At 57.3% G+C, this 17,407-nt stretch carries 23 protein-coding genes; 8 read left to right on the top strand and 15 right to left on the bottom strand.

The window, feature by feature from the left end; translation table 11 throughout:
* Positions 1 to 5: 5 nt before the first annotated feature.
* The 14 genes from J2X66_RS09710 to J2X66_RS09645 all read right to left on the bottom strand — a co-directional run bounded on the left by J2X66_RS09710 (position 6) and on the right by J2X66_RS09645 (position 10,559).
* The gene (locus tag J2X66_RS09710; protein ID WP_310263538.1) at positions 6 to 1,502 is read right to left on the bottom strand and encodes an alpha/beta hydrolase; all 1,497 of its coding nucleotides are present in this window, start codon (positions 1,500 to 1,502) and stop codon (positions 6 to 8) included.
* 109 nt (positions 1,503 to 1,611) lie between these two features.
* Positions 1,612 to 2,088, bottom strand: coding sequence for a phage virion morphogenesis protein (locus tag J2X66_RS09705; protein ID WP_310263536.1), 477 nt, complete (start codon positions 2,086 to 2,088; stop codon positions 1,612 to 1,614).
* A gap of 212 nt (positions 2,089 to 2,300) precedes the next feature.
* Positions 2,301 to 3,131 (bottom strand): phage minor head protein, encoded by an 831-nt coding sequence (locus J2X66_RS09700; protein ID WP_310263534.1) that lies wholly within the window; start codon positions 3,129 to 3,131, stop codon positions 2,301 to 2,303.
* A 1-nt stretch (position 3,132) separates the two neighbouring features.
* Positions 3,133 to 4,581 (bottom strand): DUF935 family protein, encoded by a 1,449-nt coding sequence (locus J2X66_RS09695; protein WP_310263531.1) that lies wholly within the window; start codon positions 4,579 to 4,581, stop codon positions 3,133 to 3,135.
* The gene (locus J2X66_RS09690; RefSeq protein ID WP_310263529.1) at positions 4,578 to 6,182 is read right to left on the bottom strand and encodes a hypothetical protein; all 1,605 of its coding nucleotides are present in this window, start codon (positions 6,180 to 6,182) and stop codon (positions 4,578 to 4,580) included. The genes J2X66_RS09695 and J2X66_RS09690 overlap by 4 nt, the downstream gene beginning before the upstream one ends.
* Positions 6,179 to 6,730, bottom strand: coding sequence for a phage protein Gp27 family protein (locus J2X66_RS09685; protein WP_310263527.1), 552 nt, complete (start codon positions 6,728 to 6,730; stop codon positions 6,179 to 6,181). The genes J2X66_RS09690 and J2X66_RS09685 overlap by 4 nt, the downstream gene beginning before the upstream one ends.
* Before the next feature lie 2 nt (positions 6,731 to 6,732).
* Positions 6,733 to 7,026, bottom strand: a complete 294-nt coding sequence (locus J2X66_RS09680) for a hypothetical protein (RefSeq protein WP_046056673.1) — start codon at positions 7,024 to 7,026, stop codon at positions 6,733 to 6,735.
* On the bottom strand, positions 7,023 to 7,328 hold the full coding sequence (locus J2X66_RS09675; RefSeq protein ID WP_149420536.1) for a DUF2730 domain-containing protein: 306 nt from the start codon (positions 7,326 to 7,328) through the stop codon (positions 7,023 to 7,025). Before J2X66_RS09675 ends, J2X66_RS09680 begins: the two co-directional genes overlap by 4 nt.
* A 25-nt stretch (positions 7,329 to 7,353) precedes the next feature.
* A complete protein-coding gene (locus tag J2X66_RS09670; RefSeq protein WP_310263525.1) occupies positions 7,354 to 7,572 on the bottom strand; it encodes a hypothetical protein in 219 nt (72 codons plus the stop codon).
* Positions 7,563 to 8,069, bottom strand: a complete 507-nt coding sequence (locus tag J2X66_RS09665) for a structural protein (protein ID WP_310263523.1) — start codon at positions 8,067 to 8,069, stop codon at positions 7,563 to 7,565. Before J2X66_RS09665 ends, J2X66_RS09670 begins: the two co-directional genes overlap by 10 nt.
* Before the next feature lie 100 nt (positions 8,070 to 8,169).
* On the bottom strand, positions 8,170 to 8,733 hold the full coding sequence (locus J2X66_RS09660) for a hypothetical protein (protein WP_310263520.1): 564 nt from the start codon (positions 8,731 to 8,733) through the stop codon (positions 8,170 to 8,172).
* 343 nt (positions 8,734 to 9,076) lie between these two features.
* Positions 9,077 to 9,559: a hypothetical protein gene (locus J2X66_RS09655; protein ID WP_310263518.1), complete on the bottom strand. Its 483-nt coding sequence runs from the start codon at positions 9,557 to 9,559 to the stop codon at positions 9,077 to 9,079.
* Positions 9,560 to 9,637: 78 nt separating this feature from the next.
* A complete protein-coding gene (locus tag J2X66_RS09650) occupies positions 9,638 to 10,123 on the bottom strand; it encodes a hypothetical protein (protein ID WP_310263516.1) in 486 nt (161 codons plus the stop codon).
* Positions 10,124 to 10,139: 16 nt separating this feature from the next.
* On the bottom strand, positions 10,140 to 10,559 hold the full coding sequence (locus J2X66_RS09645; protein ID WP_310263513.1) for a helix-turn-helix transcriptional regulator: 420 nt from the start codon (positions 10,557 to 10,559) through the stop codon (positions 10,140 to 10,142).
* 122 nt (positions 10,560 to 10,681) lie between these two features.
* Here J2X66_RS09645 and J2X66_RS09640 point away from each other — a divergent pair, with 122 nt between their 5' ends.
* Genes J2X66_RS09640 through J2X66_RS09605 form a run of 8 tightly spaced genes read left to right on the top strand, consistent with a single transcriptional unit; the run spans position 10,682 to position 16,046 of the window.
* A complete protein-coding gene (locus tag J2X66_RS09640; RefSeq protein ID WP_310263511.1) occupies positions 10,682 to 10,918 on the top strand; it encodes a DNA-binding protein in 237 nt (78 codons plus the stop codon).
* 8 nt (positions 10,919 to 10,926) lie between these two features.
* Complete coding sequence (locus J2X66_RS09635) at positions 10,927 to 11,139, top strand: hypothetical protein (RefSeq protein ID WP_310263510.1); 213 nt, start codon at positions 10,927 to 10,929, stop codon at positions 11,137 to 11,139.
* Positions 11,136 to 11,438: a helix-turn-helix domain-containing protein gene (locus J2X66_RS09630; protein ID WP_310263508.1), complete on the top strand. Its 303-nt coding sequence runs from the start codon at positions 11,136 to 11,138 to the stop codon at positions 11,436 to 11,438. The genes J2X66_RS09635 and J2X66_RS09630 overlap by 4 nt, the downstream gene beginning before the upstream one ends.
* Positions 11,439 to 11,447: 9 nt before the next feature.
* Entirely contained in the window at positions 11,448 to 12,377 is a 930-nt protein-coding gene (locus J2X66_RS09625) for a hypothetical protein (protein ID WP_310263506.1), read from the top strand.
* 3 nt (positions 12,378 to 12,380) lie between these two features.
* On the top strand, positions 12,381 to 14,156 hold the full coding sequence (locus tag J2X66_RS09620; RefSeq protein WP_310263504.1) for a DDE-type integrase/transposase/recombinase: 1,776 nt from the start codon (positions 12,381 to 12,383) through the stop codon (positions 14,154 to 14,156).
* Positions 14,156 to 15,337 (top strand): AAA family ATPase, encoded by a 1,182-nt coding sequence (locus tag J2X66_RS09615; protein ID WP_310263502.1) that lies wholly within the window; start codon positions 14,156 to 14,158, stop codon positions 15,335 to 15,337. The genes J2X66_RS09620 and J2X66_RS09615 overlap by 1 nt, the downstream gene beginning before the upstream one ends.
* Position 15,338: 1 nt before the next feature.
* The gene (locus tag J2X66_RS09610) at positions 15,339 to 15,656 is read left to right on the top strand and encodes a hypothetical protein (protein ID WP_310263500.1); all 318 of its coding nucleotides are present in this window, start codon (positions 15,339 to 15,341) and stop codon (positions 15,654 to 15,656) included.
* Positions 15,657 to 15,683: 27 nt separating this feature from the next.
* Positions 15,684 to 16,046 carry a Mor transcription activator family protein gene (locus J2X66_RS09605; protein WP_310263498.1) on the top strand — a complete coding sequence of 121 codons (363 nt, stop codon included), beginning with the start codon at positions 15,684 to 15,686 and terminating at the stop codon, positions 16,044 to 16,046.
* Positions 16,047 to 16,165: 119 nt separating this feature from the next.
* Here J2X66_RS09605 and J2X66_RS09600 read toward each other — a convergent pair whose 3' ends face one another.
* On the bottom strand, positions 16,166 to 17,395 hold the full coding sequence (locus tag J2X66_RS09600; RefSeq protein WP_310263496.1) for a transporter associated domain-containing protein: 1,230 nt from the start codon (positions 17,393 to 17,395) through the stop codon (positions 16,166 to 16,168).
* Between the last annotated feature and the right edge of the window lie 12 nt (positions 17,396 to 17,407).

The raw sequence follows: 17,407 nt of genomic DNA, 5'->3' as shown, positions 1-17,407 counted from the left end.
GAAATCTAGGGTTTGAATAGCCAGTATTTGTTAGGGGCGCTTCCTGTAGGGCTCAACCCGGCTCTTTTATTAACGGGAAGAGACTCTTGGATGATGTAATGCATGTCGTCAATTATCGAGCGCACGTCCCCATAGTACGAGTGGCCAAGTAAGCTGGTGTCAACGTTGGATGCGTCGATAGTATCCATCCCCTTTAATATCACCAGCCCAGAGCCACTATCGCCTGCGCGTGGGTACCCATGAAGTTTTTGCGATGCAACTAATGCTTTGTCGTTGGATGATGCGTACAGCGTGATATTTCGCTCTGCCTTCAAAAGTCTTGGTGCAATTTGCTGCTTGAATAATTCAGCGTCAATGTCAGGAGCTGCAAGAACTATTGCCTTCAATTTTCCAATGACTTCCGGTTTTTCTACTGCTATTGCACCAATCGCCTTGGCAAGCCCACGCGTTCCCATACTGTGGCCTACAACGAAAACGTTTGAAAATCTAGCATCTGAAAGAATCTCAACCAAAAAATCCTTGATTTTACCTTCCGAAAGCTCAATGTTTCTTTCGTCCGCCTCATAGGCGGTCAAGGATGCTGAATTTCTAGATGGCCAACTATAGAATATTGGAACGCCGTCAAAATTAAGATCGTAAGCCATTTGTGCTGTCCGCTTCGCAGCATCATCGAAACCAACGTTGAAGCCATGAATGAAAACGAAGGCACTTCCCGATTTTGAAACTTGTGCTAGCCATCCAATATCTCGAGTGAACATATCGTGTGATAGTAGTTCTGTCTTCAGAATCATGACGTGTTTTTGCGGGTCTTCGTCAAATTCAAGTCTAAGAATGGATGGGGATTCGATAGCCCCAGTTTTATGATGCGGTGGGATACTTACATAGCAATAGCCATAACTGAGTCGCCCTGGTTCTGAGGTGAAGGTTATGTTGTTGTCGTTAGTGGTGTATTGCCGATCTGTGGCGAAGTTAACTCGTACACCATGATAGCCTGAGGTGTCTACTTCACGTGGATCTTGCCATTGTTGGAGTGTATTGGTGACGGGCGAATCTGTGCGAGAAACTACATCGATGGTAGAGAAGTCAAGTTTTGGGCGGATAGCATAAGTGTTGTAGGGTTTTTCATTTTTTAGTGCGGTGGTATTTTCAATTTTCCCACTATCGACACTCCACTTATCGGTGGGAGTGCCGAAACGTTTTGTGCTGTCATTGAAAATAATATACCGGCTATCAGTGACTATCGACGAATTAGATTTTTTCCCTATCGATGATTTGGGTTCTGGAATCGATAGGGGTTTCGGTATCGGCGGTGAAGTTGGCGTTGGCGTTGGCGTTGGCGTTGAAGCTACACTTGGAATAAGCATCGGCGGGGCTAAAAACTCCACCACTGAAGGTATTGATATCATTACTGATACAGCCATTGATATTGTTACTGCGATTATCGTAGCTATTCTTAATGACTTTAATAACCAGAGCCGCTTGAATAGCTTTTTAAGCTTCATAGCGATCACCTTGAATCTCAAAATCTACATGTTGGTTGGAGACTAGCAAAGAAATTAAATTCTGCCACGGCTATACCCATATTGGCGTTTCGGACCTGGCGTGAAGGTGTTAGAAACGTACCGCTTTTTCGAAATGATTCATCGCCAACCCTAGAATTGCTTCTTCCGTTTCGGGTTGTAATTCGCCGTCGGTACTCATTGGCAGGTATAAACGCCCCGGAACATCTCCCCACAGACGAGGAAAGTCTGCCCGCTCCCCACCGAATTGCATCATTGCTGCATACGGTTTGTTGCTGCCAACCAGTGCCGAGCTATCGGTGGCATGGGTGGTGATCGAGGCGGCCAGGCCGGCGGCACTGACTTGAAGGATCTTGCCAGGCCAGTGGCCGTGTTTGGCGCGGTTCTCGATGGTGGTGTCTGACAGTTCGGCCCATCCGGGGCGGCCTTCATTTTCAAAATTATCTTCGGTCTGGCTGGCGAGTTCGGCGGCGATGCTGCACATGAGTGGCGCGAGGTCGCCAATGGTCTCTTCCACTTTGTTTAGGGTTTGTTGCAGTTGGTGGTTTTCTAGTTCGATGGTGAACATGGGGCGGCTGCTCGATCCTTGGGTTTTAGGTGTGTCAGATGGGATGGGTGTGGGGAAGAGATTTGGGGCTGCTGCGCAGCCCAACGGGGGCAAGCCCCCTCGCCACAGGTGTGTGGTGCCGGTGGGTGCTGGGGTTTTGGGGCTGTGTTGGTTGGACTGGCGCTTTCGCGAGCAGGCTCGCACACGGGGGTATGGGTAGGATTTGGCATGGGTTAGGTGCTGGATTGTTCGTGTTTTAGGGCGTTAGCCACGCCGGTGCCGGGGGCGTGGTTGAAGCCGGGGTCAGTGCGGAATGTGGTGGTGTGGCCTTGGGGATTAGTGAGGCGGATGCCTGTGACGGTGGCGGTTCTGATTTCGCCGGTGTGTTTGTTGGTGCCGGTTTCTATGGTTTCGGTGAATGTCTTTCCTTGGCTGAAAATTACAGCTAGCCCGCGGCGTTTGACGGCGGCTTCGCTTAGGGCGATGACGCGGCATCGGCAGTTGAAGCCGTTGGGTGGGTAGATGGCGGACCAGATGGGGTCGTCGTGGCGGAAGACTTGGCCGTGGAGTGCCCGATGGCTGGGGCGGGTTTTGCCGTCGAGGATGGCGATGAGCATCCAGTATGGGTGGGTGTTGGTGGTGTGTTCCATGCTGGCTTTGCGTCCGGCCATGTAGGCGCTTTGCAGGTTGGTTTGGTAGATGGTTTTGAGGCGGCGTGGGCTGCCGAGTTGGACGTGTTCGGCGGTGCCTTGGCTGTCCACGATGATTTGTTTACCCCACCAGCCTTGGGCTTGGAGGATGGGTGTTAGGTTTGCGGTGAATTGTTTGAGGGTGTGGCCTTGTTGCAGGGCTGTTTCCAGTGCGACGCGGATGTCGGACAGCAGGTCCAGACGCATGGCTTTGGTGACCGTGAAGGCTTGGTCGTGGGCTTGGTCGAGCATGTCTTGCCAGTGCCAGGTGATGGCGTAGCCCTTTTGCTTGAGATAGGCGATGGCGTTGGCGGGTTCGAGGCCGAAGATGGCTTTGAGGTCGGCTGGGTTGAGGCGTTTCGCGGGGATGGTCATGTCAGTCTTCCCGGTCGGCGTTGGCGCTGAGGCGGCCCCAGGTGTCGGCCATGAACAAGAGGTTCGCGAGCGGTTGTTCGGGTGCCTGGTCTTCGTGTTGTGGCGAGGCTTCGGCCAACACTGCGTTGAGGGTTTGTTCGCTGTGTTGTTGGAGCACTTCGGCGGGCAGGCTGTCGATGGCTTGGTCGAGTGCACGTTGATCCAGTAACGGCCGTAGGGCTGGCTCGGCGAATTCGGCTGAGTCGGTGGTGCCTGGTGCGTTTTGCAGGTCGCCGTCTTGCAGGTTGTAGGTGCGCTGCCAGTAGGCGTTGGTGAATTTGACGCCGGAGTCGGTCAGGGCCTTGTCTCGCTGGGCCAGGCTTTTGTCGATTTCTTCCTGTTGCCACAGCGCATACAGCGGTGCGACGACGTCGGTGCCGAAGTTGATGTCGACGACTTGGCGGATGCAGGCGTTTAGCGCGGTGGCGACGATGGCGGCGTCGCCGTCGCGGATGTCTTTGGTGACTTCGGCACCGGCTGTTGCGCTGGCGTGGTTGCTGTCTTTTTCGGTGGTCTGGTTTTGCCCGAGCATGGCGACGTTGATTTCGCTGCGGCAGTACTCCAGCAGTTGGCGGTAGACCTCGGCGCTGCCGGCTTTGCCGGCGGCTTCGATGATTTGCACGCTGGCATCATCCGGGATGGCGGCGACGGCGTCTTGGACCATGGCTTCGAGGCTGTTGAGTAGCAGCTCAGTTTCGCCGTCGGTGGCGCCGCGTGGGTGTTTGCCGATGACCCAGGGGCTGCCGTATTTTTCGGTGAATTGCACCCAGAACTTGAGCCCGCCTTTCATGAAGGTGGCCGGCCAGAAGCACATGCTCAGATCCGGGAAACCGTAGGGGTTGGCGTAGGTGGCGTCTTGGCGGGCGACGATGAAGCGTCGCGGGTCGCAGAGTTCGCCGTCTTGGCCGGCGTCTTTGGCGCGAAAGCGCAGTGCGTTGTCTTTGTCGTAGAAGAACCATTCGGACGGTTTGCCGAGCAGGTCTTGTGGCACTTGGTGCAGGCCGAGCGGTTGCCACATGAGTTCGATGGGTTGGTAGCCGAACAACGGAGCATCGAGCAGCTCGCGAATGATGCGGTCCAGGTCGAGGTCGGTGAGCCAATCTGTGATGAAGCGCTCGACATTCGGCGGTGCCTCGCCGCGTTTCAGGCCGCGTTCCAGGGGCAGTACCGCGGCCTTGCGGCGGCGGATGTTGCCGCCGACCAGGGCTGAACTGCGCAGGTCGCGGTAGACGGTGATGTCTTTGCCTTGGGCTTTGAGGATGGGGTCTGGGTTGGGCAGATTAGCGCCGCTGACGCTGCCCGTTTCGGCGCGGCCACGGGTGGCGATGTGGTGGTTGAGCCTGGTGCTGCGTTTGGCTTCGGCGAAGCTTATGAATTCGGTGGGGCTGACCCACAGGCCGTTGGTGTTCATGCGTACCCCTGGGTGATGTGTTGGCCTTGGCGTGGGCGGCGAGATTTAACGTTGACCGGACCGCTGGCGACTTCGAGTGTGGCGAAGTTGGCCAAGGCGCCTGCGCCAGCGAAGTCGCCGTGGCGGTAGAGGTCGGGGTCTTTGAGGTCTTGTTTGCGGGCTTTGACGATCATGGGGATGCCGTCGACGGTTTCGATGGCGCGGATGTCCTGGTGCAGGGAGTCGTCTTTGGGCAGCGTGACGGTGCCGTCTTCGAACAGTTGCACGAACTTGGGCATCCAGGCGCCGTACCAGGCGCGGGTGATTTTTACTTGTTGGATGCGGTTGTGGCCGAACTCATCGGCGGTGTCTTCGGCGAGTGTTTCGCCACTGCCGGTGGCGTCGAGTGCGGCACCGACAAAACGCGGCAGCCGGCGCAGGATGTAGAACAGGATCTGCTGCTGTTGCCGGGTGGGCACTTTGTGCATCTCGACCACGAACGGCACGTCGCGATGCCGCGTCTGGTCGACGGACATCGGGCAGATGATGGAGAAGTCACGGTGCCGGGCGTAGTCCATGCCGAGGAAGTGGCGCAGCTGGGGGTTTAACGGCTGTAGCAATTGTGCCAGGTAGCGCTCGATCCAGTCGTTGACGTAGGCCTCGCGCCGGTAGACCGGCTGTTGGGTGAAGTCGTCGTCCAGTGCCAGGCGCAGGACGGTGCGACCGGGGCGCATGGCTTCATCGATCCAGATACCGGGGATGCAGACGCCGTTGCCGTCGCGGGGAATGGCGTCGAGCTCTTCGCGCATTTGCGCTTTGCGTGGGCCGTAGGCGTTGCGGATTTGTTTGTACCAGGCTTCCTTGCCTTCTGGTGTGGCGACTTTGCCGGCCATGAAGCACACCCGCTCATACAAACCGTTGGCGACGGCGTCGTCGAAGGTGGCGCGGAAGACCTTGGCGCTGCTGCCGTAGCGCTGGTCGCGGATGTCGCTGACCATTTGGTTGAAGGCGTTGGCCTTGCCGTTGTGGGTGCTGATGATGACGATGCGCCCGCCCCAGATCAGCAGCGCCGTGGCAGCGTCGAGCACGGCGGAGACGTCGCGGTGGAAGGCGGCTTCGTCGATGATGACTTTGCCCTGCAAGCCCCGTACGCCGGCCGGGTTGCTGGACAGTGCGACGATTTTGAAGCCCGAGGCGTAGCGGATGCGGTAGGCGTTGATCTGGCGGGTGTTGCCGGCGTCGTCTTGGTCTTGGAAGAGGAATTCTTCGATTTGGCTGACGCCCGAGGCCTGGGCTTCGGCGATGACGCGGCTGAATTTGGCGCAGTAGCCGATGAATTCCAGGCCTTTTTCTTTGGTGTCGCCGATGTAGAAGCAGTCCATGCCGCCGGCGATTTTTTGCGAGGCAGCGGTGATGACCGAGTCGAGTGCTTCGGCGAAGGTGATGCCGGTGCGGCGGCCTTTTTCACAGAGTTTGATGTGCGCATCGATGGCCAGCCAATCGGACTGGTGGGCCATGAGGATGCCTTCGAGCAGTGGGTTGTAGCCTTCGGGGATCTGCCGGACGCTGGGCGGCAGTTCGTCCCATTCGATGACGCGCAGTGTGCTGGATGAGGGTTTCATGGTTTGACGCCGAGGAATTTCTGGCGCCAGAACAGGGCCTGGTCTTCGGTCATGCCTTGGGCTTTGACGGCGTTGTCGAGTTCGGCGGCTTGTTCTTGGAGCAGGCGTTCGCGGGTGGCTTTTTCAATGGCCTGGCGCTCTTTGACGCTGAGGGTTCGCGCTTCCATGGTGGCTTTGGCGGCGCGGGCCAAGGCGGAGACTTCGGCGATGGTGACGTCGTCTTTTTCGTGGGCGCCCATGGCGGCTTGGTAGGTCAGGGTTGAGATGGCTTCGACGAGTAAGGCGCCGGTTTTGTCGGTGGCGTCTTCGCCGAAAGCGCCGACGAAGGCTTCGGCCATTTCGCGTTGTTGGCGGGCTTTGTCGATGAGTTCGTCGAAGCCGACTTTGAAGCGGCCCAGGGCGCTGCGGCTGGGGGCTTTTTCTTGGGGGAAGCGTGCCTGGAGGTCGGCGAGCATGGCGTCGAGGGTCAGGCGGTCTTCGCGCAAGAGCTTTTGGATGTAGGCCTTGACCACCGACGGCAGGCGGTTGATGGAGGATTTGCCGGCCATGGTCAGGCCCCCGGCCGTTTGATGCCGGGCACGCGAGCGCGGCCGGCGGCGATGTCTTGGCCGCGTTCGGTGAGGGTGGCGACGAGTACGGGGCCTACGTCGGCGAGGGTCATGGCGCCTTGTTCGGCGAGCCAGTGCAGTTCGGTTTTGACTTGGTCGCGGCTGGCGGTATGGCCGAAGTTGTCGAGGGCGGTGTTGAGGACGGAGCTGTTGGCGCGGTAGCCGGGCATTTCGACCAGTAGCCGCAGGATGACCAGGCGCATGTCTTGGCGTAGGAAGTCGGCGTAGTGGGTCATGTTTTTTCTCGCAGCAGGTAGTCGTTGATGCGGTCGAGCGATCGGGCTAAGGGGCCGAGGGCGTCTTTGACGCCGGACAGTTCGGCGCGTACGGCTTTCATGTCGCCCAATAGGTCGGTGACGGCGGTTGGGTCTGGCAGGTGCCGGATGTGTTCTTCGAGGGCGACGATGCGGGTGCGCAGTTCGAGCAGTTCCTGGGCGCTGGCGGCCTGGCGTTTGGTCATGAAGGTGTAGGCGCCCAGTACGGTGAGGATCAGCCACTGGACGGTCTGGAAGCCGAAGTTGAGGTCGTTCAGGTTCATTCAACACCGCCTGTGGGTTTGCGGTTTAGCGCAGGGCTGGTTGGTCGGGGCCTTGTTTGATCAGGCGTGCGACGAACAGGAGGATGGCCAGTGCGCTGTTGAGGGCGGCGTAGGCTTTGGATGACAGTTGGGGTTGCCAGAGGGGCAACAGGTCCAGTTGGGCGAGCGCGACCAGGGCGATGACCAGGCTGATCTGAATGCTGTAGAGCCTGTGGCTGCGGCGCCAGTTGTTGATCAGTGGCATGCGGTGGCTCCCATGGTCTGGCCGTGGGTGGTGCCGCGTTCGATGCCGGCCAGTGCCAGGCCTTCGGCGATGATGGCGTCGCCGTACCAGCGGCCGCCTGGCAACGGGCCCGCGCCGTTTTCGTGGCGGATGATGACGGTGACTAAGGCCTGCATGACGTCGAAGTCGTAGACGTCGACGCTGTCGACTTCGGGATCGAGGCCTAGGGCGCGGGCCACGCTGATGACGTAGGCGTCGGTGTTGTTTTCTGTGGGCGGCGCCCAGCGTTCGACGATTTCGCGCACGGTGTCGATGCGGGTGCCGTTGGTGGCGAGGCGTTTGTCTTGGTAGGTGATGAGGACGCGGGCCATGGCGCGGATGCCCCAGTGGGGGTTTAGGTATTGGACGAATTGGTTGTCTTGCTGAACGGTGGCCATGCCTTGCCAGCGGGTGCCGTTGGTGTGGCGGATGTTGCCGGGGTTGTAGTTGCGGATGCCGCGGGGTTGTTCGGGTCGCATGGGGGGACGCCTCCGGTCGTGGCGCCCTGGGGTTTGGGGCGCTGGATATGCACACGCCGCTATGGTGGGCGGCGTGGGCTGGAGGGGCTTTTAATCGGGTTTAAGGAGTGGGCTGGGGTTCGCTTTCACGCTTCGGGTTTTGGATACTGCTCTCGCAAAAATCAAAAACTTGAGATACCCAAGCTTGGCAGATACCTATTTTTGGCAAATCCTCTTTTGGGTATCCCATGGCCCGCATCGTTTCGTTGTGGCAGATGGCATTTAAAACATGCAGGACTGGAGGCTCTTCTGCCTCGATACTCAATCGCGCCGCAGCAACTTCTAGTAGCCGCTCTTCGGATTCGATGCCGAGCATGCGTTTTTCCAGTTCTACATACTTGCGCATGAAGTCCGTGTGATCGCGGCCGCGTTGTGCACTGCCAATTACCAGGTTAATGGATGCGAAAACGGTCACTGCGGCGGAAGCAATGAGCGCCAAAGTTTTGGTGTTCGTCTGAAGGATGCCGTAAATCGCGGTGGACCCGAAGATCAAGGACAGCATATTGGATGTTTTATCCAGCCTGTCATAGAACCCACGACGGCGTTGGTGATAACGGATAGAGCGACGCACGCTGAAAAGCGTGTTGTGCCAACGGTCGGCCAGATCATCGGTTGTCGCTCCCATCCTTATTTCCCTCTGCCAGGCCGTGGTGGTGGGGAGAGAGTGTCTACCACTTCATTATTTCCTCGCCGTCTTTGCTCATCCGTGAATGGTCTGCGATTTGTCTGATCGGATTTGTTGGTGCTGCCCTGTTCCTTGGATGGACGATTATTGTCATCATTATTTTTTTTCAATTCGCTGACTCCATGCTTTTGTGGTTATTCAGTAAGTAGCTGCCTGATGGCCTTTTATTTAAGTCAGCACTCTAGAGCGCTTTCTCGCTGTTTGTTTTTTTATTTTACCGACGCAGCGTTTGTCGAAGGATCTGCCTGCTTCAGGCATTCGGTTTGGTTAAGTTTGTACTCATTTAGGCTGCTTTGGATGGCGCCGGGAATAGACTCGTTCCCCCCTTGGCGTGCAGCAATGAGTTGCGCGTGCCACCAGCTGTTGGCAAAGACGGCCGCTGAGCTGCACGTGCCCAGCGGTTGAAACACGGAACGACCAAACTGGACGTGGCCGGCTTCAAGCAAGGCTTTGAATGCTCGGCTGTGAGCAGCCAGTTCAGGGAGTTGGTTGGCCTTGAGTAGGTGTATGCCTTCAGCCATGGCGCTGTCCAGTGCGACAGGTAGTGGGTTGCGCTGGTCAGGGCCTCTGCACTGGCGATGGTGTGCAAGGCTGTGGGAGGTGCTGCTTCAGATACGAGGGTTTGTGAGGGTTCGGTCGGTTCGGGTTTACTCGGTAGGAACCCGTAGACCATGAGGACTGCGATGAGACACCAGCCGACGATCAGTGTGGTTTTTTCGGCGGTGTGCCGCTCTTTCCAAGGCGTGGTCTGTTTTTTCTCGGTCATTAAAACTTCCTTTTAGGGTGTCTTTGGTCGTCCTTGACCGTGTACTCGGCGGCGTTTACAGCGCTGTCTGCCGCCTTTTTATTTGTGTGAGGTCATGATCATGAATGCAAAGAAGCCAAAGACGCCTGTCAGGCCTACGGCCCAAGGTTTTAACGTTTCAGGCAGAAAATCTCTGACGAAAAAGCTCAGCACGGCGATGCCTACGCAGGTGACGCAGATCTTCAACATTTGTAGGTTGTTTCGATCTTTGCGCGCCTGTTCTTTTTCGTGTTCAGCGACTTCGTCGTGGCGGTGCAGGTTGTAATCGCAGTGCATGCACAGTTGGGTGTAGCGCCAGGTGCCGCGGTGACATTGCGGGCATTCTCGGGCGCGGTCGCTGCCTTCTGGTGGGGGTTCTTTGGCGGTTTTTATGTCAAAGGTCTGGTGGCCAAGGTTGATGTGCCCCCGGTTGCCTTTGATTTTGATGGTGAGTTCGTGATCTTTTCCATCCCTGGGGAGATTTTCGATTTCCTCAGAAAGCCTGGCTGACAGATTTTTTACCAGGTCTTCATCCTCGCTTGGCATACAACTCCTTTTCTATTTAGCGATTTACTACCAACTTCAATATTCGCTCAACGCGTGGTTCATCAAACCCTTGATCTTCACCTAGCGCGTTGTAGACCTCTGCGGCGACTTCGGCCAATTTTTTGGACGGCCAGCGCCGTCCGGCTTGTTTGGCTGCGGCCTCTAGCATTTCGATGATTCGACCGAGTTTTTCGCTGTCGATGGGGGCCCATGCCGCGGCTGGTGGCGGGACGGCGATTTTTTGCCCGGTGATGATGAAGTACAGGTCGGCGCCACCTTTGGCGATGGCGGCCATGTAGTTAGCGTCGGGCACGCGTTCGTCTGCTTCGTAGAGCATTTGCGTTTTCTTGGTCACGCCGGCCAGTGCCGCGAAGTCGGTCTGGTTGAGGCCCAGTCGTGTGCGTTCTGCGCGCAGCCGTTCACAAAAAGAAACCATTCGGTTACCAAAAAGCCTTTTAAAAGGAACCGATTGGTTCCATCATGGGTTCACACCGTCCGACCACGAACGGCAATTTAATCGGCACCTTAGCGGCGCCAGCAGCCCCCCGGAGTGAACCCATGGAGCTACGTACAGCAGATCAGGCCCGAGCTGAGCTCAAGGCCAAAGGTGTTTCGATTACCCAGTGGGCAATCGCTAATCGTTTTTCGCCCAACCTGGTGTTCGAGGTGTTGGGTGGACGCAAGAAATGTGTGCGGGGTCAGGCCCACGAGATTGCGATCAAGTTAGGTCTTAAGGCCGGCGAAATTTGTAATGACCCGGCGACGGCCCTTGAGCTGACCTGCTGTGTGGCGTGAGGCTCACGATGAAAAATGATATCGGTTATTTGGAATCTACCGCTTTAAAACCCCTGCTGTGTGGGTGTGCAGGGCAAAAAAAGAAACTTCCTACAAAAAACCCACGAACCCACACCGTTTTCGGTGTTTTCAATACTGGCCTAACCCGTTCGCTGGTTAATGCCATTGGTATTGAGGGTGTCAATTTACCTGAAATGTTTGGGTCGGAGGCGAGCTTATGAATCGCACGGTGTCCGCAGCTGCGCGGGTGTTGCGCGTGTTGAAGGCGTTGAAGGGCCACACGGTGACGGGTTTGAGTAATTCGGAGCTGGCTTTTCTGACGCAGGACAGCCCCAGCAATATCACGCGAGCGATGCAGACGCTGATTGAGGAAGGTCTGGCGGTGAAGCTGGATAACGGGCGCTTTGCGCATTCGGTGGGTGTGTTGCAGATCGCGCAGGCACATGCCGAGCACATGGTTCGTTTGACGGGGCGTATGCAGGAAATCAATCAGCGGATTGCCGCTGGGTCGATCGTTTAAGGAGGTTGTATGGCACGGACGAAGAGCATTCCCGTCGAGGCATTGGCGTTGCCTGCTTTGAATGGGGCGATGTTGACGGCTGATCAGAACGCTATGGCGGTGCTTCATGCCTCGCACAGTGATGAGCGGGACATGGTGAATCAGTTGTTGGGCCAGGCGCAGATGGCAGGCGCGTTTGAGGCGTTTTCCCGCACGGTGCGGACTTCGAAGGTGGCGTTTGTGAAGGAGAACAAGCTGTATCGGGGGATGGCCGGGCGTAAGAGTCCGCACGGTGCAGGGTTGCTGAGCGGTACGTGGGTTGAGTTTTGTGGGTTGTTGGGCCGTTCGGTTGATCAGGTGGATCGTGATATCGCGAATTTGCGGGCCTTCGGTGAGGAGGCTTTGGAGTCGATGTCGCGGATGGGGATTGGTTACCGGGAGTTGGGTCAGTATCGGCGTTTGCCGCAGGACCAGCAGGCGGCGCTGATTGAGGTAGCGAAGGCCGGTGATAAGGAGGCGTTTGTTGAGCTGGCCGAGGAGATTATTGCCCGGCACGCCAAGGAGAAGGAGGCACTGGGTCGGCGCCTTGATGAGTCGAGTGCTGATTACGCCGCGCAAAGTGAGGTGATGGCGAAGAAGACTGTTGATTTGGATAAGGCCCGGCGGGAGTTGGAGTTAACACGTAAGCGGATTCAGGCGATGCCGGCGGATGAGGCGGCGAAGGCTTTACGTGGGGAAGTGGCGGCGATTGCTTATGAGGCGGAGGCCAGTGTGTTGGGGCCGTTGCGTGAGGGGTTTGCCAAGCTTGGGGCGTTGGCTGTCGACGGCGAGGATCACCGTGCTTTTAAGTCCGGTTTGATTCGGCAGTTGGAGGTCACGTTGGGGACGGTTCGAAGTGAGTTCAATTTGGTTGATCAGGTGGATGGCGCAGCGGTCTGGCTGATGCCTGCGGAGGCCTGATTGATGAGTCCGATCCACATTCAGTTGTTGATGCAGGTGGCACAGCGCATTGATGCGGCTTCGCATGGTGAGCGTACCGCTATCTATCAGGCCGGTGCGATGGCGATGGGCGTTTCTATTTCAACCTTGCAACGCCATTTGAAGACGGTGCGTGTGGCTAAGCCGCGTAAACGTCGCAGTGATTCGGGGTGTAGTGCGTTGCCGCTTGAGGAGGCGCGGTTGATTTCGGCGGTGTTGATGGAGTCGATCCGGGCCAACAATAAGCAGTTGTCGACGATTGTGCGGGCCGTTGAGCGCTTGCGCAGTAATCACTTGGTGAAGGCTGGCCGGTTGGATGAGGAGACGGGGGAGTTTCGGCCGTTGAGCCGCAGCGCGATTAGCCGGGCGTTGCGTGCTTATAAGTTGCACCCCGAACAGTTGCTGCAAGACGCGCCGGCGGTGTCGTTGGCCAGCCAGCATCCTAATCATGTTTGGCAGATTGATGCGTCGATTTCGACGCAGTTTTATCTGGCCGATGACGGCGCTCGGGTGATGAATATGGCTGAGTTTTACGACGGTAAGCCCGCCAATTTGAAGAAGATCGAGCGCCAGCGGCTGTGGCGCTATGTGATTACGGATCACACCAGCGGCACGCTGTATGTGGAGTATGTGTTGGGCGCGGAGTCGGCTGAAAATCTGTGCGGTGTGTTGATTAATGCGATGCAGAAACGCAGTGAGTCTGACCCTTTTCATGGGGTGCCTTGGGTGTTGATGACGGATCCCGGGGCGGCGATGACGAGTGGCATTTTCAGAAATTTATGCCGTGTTTTGTCGATTGATTTGATTATTAATCGGGTCGGTAATGCGCGGGCCAAGGGTCAGGTTGAACAGGCGCACAATCTTGTTGAGCGGGAGTTTGAAAGTGCTTTGAAGTTTCAGGCGGCGAATAGTCTGGAGCAGATTAATGCGTGGGCTGGCCAGTGGATGCGGTATTTCAATGCGACGTCTATTCATACCCGCACGCGGCGGACTCGCTATGGGGTTTGGCAGTTGATTACGCCGGAGCAGTTGCGTCTGGCACCGGGTGTTGAGGTGTGTCGCGAGTTGGCGGTGAGTACGCCGGAGGACCGCAAAGTGAGCAATTTGCTGCGGGTTTCGTTCCGGGGTGCTCAGTTTGATGTGAGTTCGGTGCCCGGGGTGATGGTGGGCGAAAAGCTGCTGATCACTCGCAATTGCTGGCGGGATAAGGATTCAGCGATTGCGGTGTTGGTGGGTGATGACGGGCGTGAGCGGTATCACGTGATTGAGCGCATTGGGGTGGATGCGTTTGGGTTTGCCGAGTCGGCCGCGATGATCGGTGAGCAGTACAAGCGTCATGCCGAAACGCCGGCCCAGGTGTCGCGTAAGGTGTTGGAGCAAATGGCGACTGGCACGACAAGTCTGGCCGATGCGCAGGCTGCTCGTAAGGCGAAGGCCGTGCCGTTCGGTGGGCTGATTGATCCACATAAACATGTGAACGATACGGTGCTGCCGGCTTATCTGCCTCGGCGCGGCACTGCGCTTAATGTTGATGCACCTTCCGTTGAGTTTGTACCGCTCAGTCATGTTGAGGCTGCGAAGTTGTTGCGCCCGCGCCTTGGCCATCTTTGGACGGCCGAGACGTTTGGCTGGCTGCAGCAGCGGTATCCGGAAGGTGTTTTTGAGGAGCAGCTGGACGCCGTTGAGGCCGAGCTGAATCGACCCGTTGAGGTCTTGCGTACACCGTTCAGCCTGGTTCGGGCGGCGGTTGGGGGTGAGTGATGTTGAAGCTGAAGAAGGTTTTGCAGGCGGTGGGCCAGCCTCAATCGGCGTTGGCCAAGTCTCTGCGCTTGAGCGGTGCGACGGTTGCGCAGTTGGTGAATCACGGGTATTGGCCGCGCAGCCTGGACTGTGCCGAGTTACAGGGGCGTATTCGGGTGTTTTTGACTGAGTCAGGGGCCAATGATGCCGCTGTCGCCCATGCGTTTGATGATGTGGAACCGCCGTGCGCTGACACGGCCGGTCCGGCCCTTTTGAAAGAGCCGTCCGGGGAGGACGATTTGATGTTGCTGCCAAAGCAGACGTTACAGGCGATGACTCGTAAGGCTTTTGGTTTGTTTCGGGACCCGTTTGACGAGTTGCAGTGTGCGCAGGATATGTGGGTGAGCCCGGATATTCGGTATGTGCGTGAGGTGATGTATCAGACGGCTCGCCATGGTGGTTTCCTGGCGGTTGAAGGGGAATCGGGGGCTGGCAAAAGTACGCTTCGCCGGGATTTGGTGAATCGCATTGCCGAGAATAATGACCCGGTGATGATCATTGAGCCGTATGTGTTGGCGTCCGAGGACAATGACGTTAAGGGTAAATCGCTGAAGAGCACGCATATTGCCGAGTCGATGATGGCGGCCGTCGCTCCATTGGCTAAGCCCAAGAGCAGTCCTGAGGCGCGGTTCGCTCAGTTGCATAAGGCGTTGAAGGAGTCGCATGCGGCCGGGTATCGCCATTGTTTGGTGATTGAGGAGGCTCATAGTTTGCCGGTCCCGACGCTGAAGCACCTTAAGCGCATCCTGGAGTTGGAGGTCGGGTTCACTAAGTTGGTGAGCATTATCATGATTGGCCAGCCTGAGCTGGGGGTGAAGTTGAGTGAGCGTAATGCGGATGTGCGTGAGGTGGTGCAGCGGTGTGAGCGGGTCACGCTGACGCCAGTTGATCATTCGCGGCTAAAGGAGTTTTTGACGTTCCGTTTTGACCGGGCGGGCAAAGCGCTCGGCGAGGTTATTGATGAGGGTGGTATTCAGGCGATTGCTGCGCGGCTGTCGCAGCCAGCACGTCATGGAGGGCGGGACGTGACTGTGTCGCTGCTTTACCCCTTGGCGATCGGCAATTTGGTTATCGCGGCGATGAATCTGGCTGTTCAGCTTGGGGTGCCGATGGTGACTGCCGATGTCGTTAAGGGGGTGTGAGATGGATGCTTTGAATCTGGTGGGTGCATCCGTGGGTGAGCCGTTGAGCATTTTGACTGAGGCGTTCCCGGCGAGGCTTTCCGCTTTTAATGAGTTGACTCGCGAAATCCGTGAGGCCGGTATTTCGATCAGGCTTTTGGTGCTGCTGGATAACAAGATTTTTATCGAAGAGGACAGTGTCGAGCTGTTTATGGAGAGGTTTGGGTATCAGTTGCGGGGGATTCGCTATGTGCCTGCGGGGCAATTTACCTGCAATACCGTAACGGTTCGGGACGTTGATGTGGCTTGGTTTTCGTCGGTAAAGGAGCAGGATTTATGAGTCTGGCCCTGCTGCGGTGGTGGATGTATGAGTGACTTCCGAAGCAAGGGGCCGGAGTTGCTGGTTGATCTGACTGAACACGTTGCGGCTTCGCTGAGGGAGTTGGTGTCGATGGATGAGGGTTCCGCCCGCCATGTGGCCAAGGAGGTCGCCGATCGTATGGCGGCGCATTGGGGTGGGCAGAATGTGTATTTTCCGATGGGGCTGGCGAGTAAGTTGAGTCGGCGGGATCGGCTGATCTACGAGGAGTTCAACGGCACCAATCAAAGCGATCTGGCGCGTAAGTGGGGGGTGTCGCTTCAGTGGATTTATAAGATTGTGAAGGCGGTGCGCAAGGATGAGATTGCGCGTCGCCAGGTCGATATGTTTGCCCCGTCAGGTGATGACTGAGCGGGGCTTTTTATGTTGCGTGGGGTGCAAGGGTATTGCATAGGGTGTCCCGATTTGTGCCCGCCTATCCCGGAATGGACCGGAGTTATCTCGCTTACTCGTTGGGATTTATCTCAGGCCTAAACAGGCACCGAGCTGGTATGCCAGATCAGCACCCGCGTGACGCGGTTATCTTCGGTTTCCAGAATCTCCAGGCGATAGCGACCGATCTTCAGGCAGACCGCGCTGTCCGGAATGGTTTCCAGCGCTTCGGTCACCAACCCGTTAAGGGTTTTCGGACCGTCGCTAGGCAGATGCCAGCCGAGGCTCTTGTTCAGATCGCGAATCGACGCCGCACCATCGATCACCAGGCGCCCGTCGGTCTGCGGATGGATGTGCGGATTGTCGAGGCTGTGCTGGCTTTCGAACTCGCCGACGATTTCTTCCAGAATGTCTTCCAGGGTGACGATGCCAAGCACTTCGCCGTACTCGTCGACCACCATGCCCAAGCGGCGCTGCTGCTTGTGGAAATTCAGCAATTGCAGCTGCAGCGGGGTGCTTTCCGGGACGAAATAAGGGTCATGGCTGGCCGCCATCAGCGCTTCCATGGTCAGGCTGGCATCCGGCAGCAAATGACGAATGTGCCGGGTATTGAGCACCGCTTCGACCTGGTTGATGTCGCTGTGGAAGACCGGCAGGCGCGTACGCTTGTTGTGGCGCAATTGCTCGATGATTTCCTCGATCGGGTCGTCGAGGTTGATGCCGTCGACGTCACTGCGCGGTACCAGAATGTCGTTGACCGTAATGTTGTCCAGCGCATGGATGCCGGACAGCGGGTGCGGGCGGCAGACACTGTGGTCGTGATCGTCGTGGCGATCCCCGGGTATTTCATCTTCGCTCTGCTGTACCACTTTGACTTTGCGGGCGAACGGTCGCATCAGTAACTGGCTGATGGCGTTGAGCAGCCAGGCGGCCGGGTAAATGATTTTCAGAGGAACACCGAGCAAGGTGTTGCCCAGGTTCAGCACGGCGTCAGGGTAGCGAGTGGCGAAGGTGCGCGGCAGGTAGTCGGCGAATATCAGCAGTGCGGCGCCGGCGCCGATGCAGGCAGCCCAGGGACCATTGGCCGACCAGGTGAAAATCGCGAGCAAGGTGCTGATGACCATGACCAGCGCGCGACACAGGGTATTGCAGAAAATCAGACTATTGAGCGGGAAGCTCAGCTTCGCCACCGGTTTGTCGCTCGAACGCGAGGCGGTGCGCTGGGCCAGCAAATGCTGTTGTGCCACTTCGATGGCGGTAAACAGCCCCGACCATAAAATCAGCAGGGCCAATACCGCGAGCATCGGCCCTATGGGCAAGTCGTCCATTAATGCCGCTCG

It is taken from the genome of Pseudomonas sp. 3296, assembly GCF_031456615.1.
GTDB lineage: Bacteria > Pseudomonadota > Gammaproteobacteria > Pseudomonadales > Pseudomonadaceae > Aquipseudomonas > Aquipseudomonas mucoides.
Note: the sequence above shows the minus strand (reverse complement) of the source record. Positions and strands in the feature narration are given on the sequence as shown.